Raw genomic sequence first — 5,050 nt, 5'->3', positions numbered from 1 at the left:
ATGGACAAACGATTGTTGAAGGGCAAGATGTAGGCACGGTAATAGGTACGCTTTCAGCTTCGGGTGGAGCTACACCTCCTAATGAAATTACGTTTGATCTAGTCACTGGTAATAACAACTTCTCTATTGTTGGTAACGAGTTGCAGACAGCTCGAGCGTTTGATTTTGAAAGTGATCCTGAGACTTATACTATAGAGGTAGTAGCTCAGGGCGATGGCAATTCTACCCCTCAGGAATTTACTATCACATTGATAGATGTTGATGAAAGTGTGGCCCCTGATGCTATTAACTTAGACAACAGCACCGTAGCTGAGGGTGACGCGGGAATTACGGTAGGAACGCTGTCCTCTAATGGAACCGAACCGGTCACACTCAGTTTGGTAGCGGGCGAAGGCGATTCGGACAATAATAAATTTGAGATAGATGGTACTACGCTCGTAACCACCGTCGCTCTTGATTTTGAAGATCCTGCCACCGCCGACGGGTTATCCGTCCGAGTTCAGGCTACTAATACTCAAGGAAGCTTCGCTAGCATCTTTGTAATTACGGTGACTAATGTAGAGGAACCTCCCACTGATATCACGCTTACCAGTTCAACTGTTCAAGAGAATCAAGCGGATGCGACAGTAGGAACATTAACTGCCGCGGGTGGAACAGAAACTATCGTGTTTTCTCTGGTTGGATCTGGCAATAATAACGATGAGTTCGTTATTGTTGGTAATGAACTAAAGACCAAAGATGGCTTAGATTTTGAAGCAGGACCTACCCGACAGGTGACCGTCCGGGCAACTTCCGATAACAATGGTAGCTTCGACGAGACGTTTACAATTACTGTAGAGAACCAGGAGGAAGCCCCAACTGACATCACATTAGACGATGTAGATGTAAATGAAAATCAGGTTAGCGGGTTGGTTGGAAATCTTGCGGCAGTAGGGGGGCAAGAGCCCTTTATATTTTCTCTAACGGGAAGCAACAACGACAACAACCTTTTTATCATTGAAGGAAATCAGCTAAAAACAGAAGGTAGTCTTAATTTTGAGGAAACGCCTTCGCCAACGGTAGAAGTTACAGTAAACTCCGGTGATGGTAGTTTTACCAAGGAGTTTACAGTCACCGTAAACAATCTTGAAGAGCCACCTACCGATATTTTTCTTACTTCTAATTCAATTAATGAAAACGAACCTGGCAATACGCCAATAGGGATGTTCTCGATAGAAGGTGGTTCAGTAGCGAACCCAACTGTCCAGCTTATCAGGAACGCCGAAGATAATGCCCTTTTTAGGCTTAGTGGTAACCAGTTGCGCTCAAACGCTGTATTTGATCGGGAAAGTCAAGCTTCTTACAACATTAGGGTACGCGCTTTGGGGGAAGGAAGTATCACTCGGGACTTCACCATCAATATTGCCAATGTAAACGACGCGCCAAAAATAACGATTACCAAAGATCAAATTCCATTTGCCGAAGGGAGTGATCCGGTGATAGTTCTGGAAGGTATTACTGTAGAAGATGAAGATAATCCTGAGTTAAATAGTGCTACCTTATCGTTTGTAAATAAATATGTACGAGGGGAAGATGAGTTGCTAACCGACGCCGATCACCAGTGGAATAATCAATTGGGTAGACTAACAATCAATGGGCCATTACCTATTGCTGAGCTGCAAAATATTCTGCGGAATGTAACTTATCAAAACAAAAAAACGATCAATCCTACTTCATCGGCTCGTCAAATACGAGTGGTAGTGAACGACGGAGCGCTAGATAGTAATGCTGAACAAGTATTCATTTTGGTAGATAACCCCAACGTTCCTCCGGTACTTACTGATTTCTCAGTTGAAATTTTTGAAGATGATAGTCGTACATTTACTGCGGCTGATTTTGAAGATAATCACTCAGATGCTGACGATGATTTTCCTAATCAGATATACTTAGAATCTGGTCCTTCCGAAGGTGTCTTGACTGTGGATGGTCAAATTATTACTAGTGAAGTTATATTATCAAGTGGTGTTCAAGGCTTTCTAGTAGACTTTGCTACAGTAGAAAGTGTGGTTTATTCACCCGCAGAGAATTTCAGTGGAAACGACGAGTTTCGATGGAATGTGCGTGATGATGCTAATTCGGGAAACTCAGCAGTGGTAGAAATTAAAGTGCTACCGACTAATGATATCCCTGAGGTTTTTGCTCCTGATAAACTTATTGCCCAAGAAAATACGCCCCTTACACTGTCCGATATAACATTTTCAGATATTGATAACGACATACTATTGCTTACTTTATCAGTAACCAATGGCTTTTTACTGCCTAGTCCATCAGTTGAGGATGAAGTAGTATTGCTAGAAGCTGGTGAGGGTGGTAGTAAAAGTATTAGGATAGAAGGGGGGGCTGACGATCTTGAAGCAATTATACCGCAGCTTACCTACGTTCCGGTCTCGGAAATTTCGAATGAAGACTCATTAGTGATCGTTCTCACTGACTCCCCCTCTAACGCATCAGGAGAATTTACTGTCAATACTACAGTGGACATTCAAGTAGGAATTAACCAACCGCCTCAAATTTCCGATATTTCTTTAGAGATTAGTAGTGGACAGGTGTTCCCTTTTACTGAAAATATTTTTTTAGAGGTGTATACCGACCCGGATAATTTTCCGGAAGAAACAGGTTTTTCGGCTATTCTTATTACATCATTGCCAGCGAACGGACAGCTAACATTTAACGGCGACACAATAAACGAAGACCAGTTAGGAACCGGTTTCCTTATTGTTCGTGAGGATATTCCGAATTTAAGCTACCAGAATTTATCTAACGATATTGACGCTGATCAATTTAGTTGGAATGCAATAGATGGGGGTAAACTAGCTCAAGAGGAGGCAACCATTTTCTTTGCTGTCAAACTACTGTCAATAACATTAGCTACTGATGTTGAGGAAGTGTGTTTAGGAGAATCAGCAACACTGACCACTACAATTGATGGTGGAACGGCTCCATTTACCTACCTGTGGAGCTGCGATCAGGCAAATTGTGGTATTAGCGATAATACTGAGTCTATTCTGGTAAATCCAACTGAAACCGCTAATTATCAGGTAATAGTTACTGATGCTAATGGTATTAAGGTAACTGCTAGTGTACCAGTAAATGTGGTTGATTGTAGCTTAGTAATTCCTACTGGCTTTACCCCGAATGGAGATAATATCAACGATACCTGGGAGTTGCAAAATATCAATACTTTTGAGCAAAGATTGGTAGAAGTATACAACCGCCACGGCCACCGAATATTTTCTTCTGACACTTATAGTTCTGCGTGGGATGGGACTTATAACGGGGATAGGCTGCCATCGGGCACGTACTATTACCGGATTGAACTGGATGCGGGAAGCCAGTCTTATCAAGGGAAGGTAACGATTTTACAGTAATGCGGACGCAGTTTTTCACAAGGACTCTTCGGTGCCTATTAGTATGCATCTTATTAGCTATCTGGTATGGCCAAGCTATTGGTCAGCGCCTAGCTGGACTTGAAGGTACTCCTATAAGCTATAATGAAGGCGATGGGGCAGTTCAAATTACAGGTAATTTATCAATCACCAGTAATTCGCTTTTGAGCTACGCAACCGTATCTTTTAGCCGTGGTTATATTGCGGAAGAGGACACGTTAGTTTATCGGGGTGAAGCTGACATCTATTCTGTATTTGACGAAGAATCCGGCCAGCTACTTTTACTGCGTTTTCCTGCTGGGACAACTACTGAAAGCAGCGTAATGCAAAGAGCTTTACGTTCAGTTTTTTATCAAAACAAAAACGAAGACAATCCTCAGAGTAGCCAGAGAACAATTTCTTTTACGGTTAATAATGAGAATGGAAACTTGAGCAATGCTGTGAGTCGTAATATTAACGTACAAACTATAAACGATGCTCCTCGCTTACGCAGTTCGTCTAACGGTCCGGTAGTTGTCACCAGTCTAGCTAGCACCGTACCATTCGCCCAGGATCTGGAAGTATTAGATGCTGATAATACTTTTATTACGAGTGCTTCGGTAAGGATAGGCGATGTGCAATTTGACCAACTAATGTTTGTAGATAATACCAACGATAACATTAGGATACAGCGAGCTCTAGGAAATAGTCGTCGCTTAATTCTAACGGGGAAAGATACTAAAGAAAACTACCAGGCGGCTCTCCGATCAATTGGTGTGCAAAACTTATTTTCTTCTATTCAAGATTTTAAAGGAAACCGGAAAGTAGAAATACAGGTGACGGACGAAAATGGTGGGGTAAGTAATCAGTTTGAACAGTACGTCTATGTTTTAAGCCAAAATAATTCTGACAATGTCCCCCCGAGTACACGGGATATATCAGTAAGTACAGTTAAGAACCAAGCCTTTATTTTTGAAGTTCAGCAATTTCAACAAGCATATTCTGACCCTGAGCAAAATGAGTTTAGCACTATTAGAATTCGTTCCTTGCCCAGATATGGATTTTTATCACTCGATGGGGTAGAAATCGACGCTGATTTTGTAGTGCAACAACAGGGAGTATTGGAAAGAAGCGATCTCAATAAACTGGCGTATGTTCCTAGTCGGGCGTACACTGGGCCCGATCAATTTGAGTGGAGTACTACCGATGGCAATACGGTATCAGCAAACACTTCTACTGTTTCCATTTCAGTAAATCAAATACAAATGCCGCTCTCGCTAGAAATAGCGGGTAATGCCTTAGTTAACGAAGATCAAGCTACTGTTTTACCACCTATCTTAGTAGAAGCACTAATATCCGATCCGATTGATGTAGCATTATCAGTGGAAACGGGTGAACTAGATGTGATCCCATTTATCCTTCCGTATGTTGAGTCGTTAGTAATAGATAATGGCAAGTTATCCTTTTCGGGGTCGGCACAATCAGTTCGTTTAGCATTAAGTGGGTTGCGGTATACTCCCGCTAATAATGTCGTAGGAAATGATATACTTAGGATAGCAGTAACTTCACCCACTGATCAGAAAGAAAGTGCTTTGGTGATTACTATTGCGCCAATTGATGATCCGGTAATAATCTCAAACGTTGAG

2 protein-coding genes are annotated in these 5,050 nt (G+C 41.9%); both read left to right on the top strand.

Going from position 1 to position 5,050, the window contains the following annotated elements:
- On the top strand, positions 1-3,407 hold a 3,407-nt coding region (locus WBA23_RS25995; protein WP_424585191.1), incomplete at its 5' end, for a gliding motility-associated C-terminal domain-containing protein.
- Between the two features lie 182 nt (positions 3,408-3,589).
- A partial coding sequence (locus WBA23_RS25990) for a hypothetical protein (RefSeq protein ID WP_424585190.1) occupies positions 3,590-5,050 on the top strand: 1,461 nt, incomplete at its 3' end.

It is taken from the genome of Tunicatimonas sp., assembly GCF_049647865.1.
Lineage (GTDB): Bacteria > Bacteroidota > Bacteroidia > Cytophagales > Cyclobacteriaceae > Tunicatimonas.
Note: the sequence above shows the minus strand (reverse complement) of the source record. Positions and strands in the feature narration are given on the sequence as shown.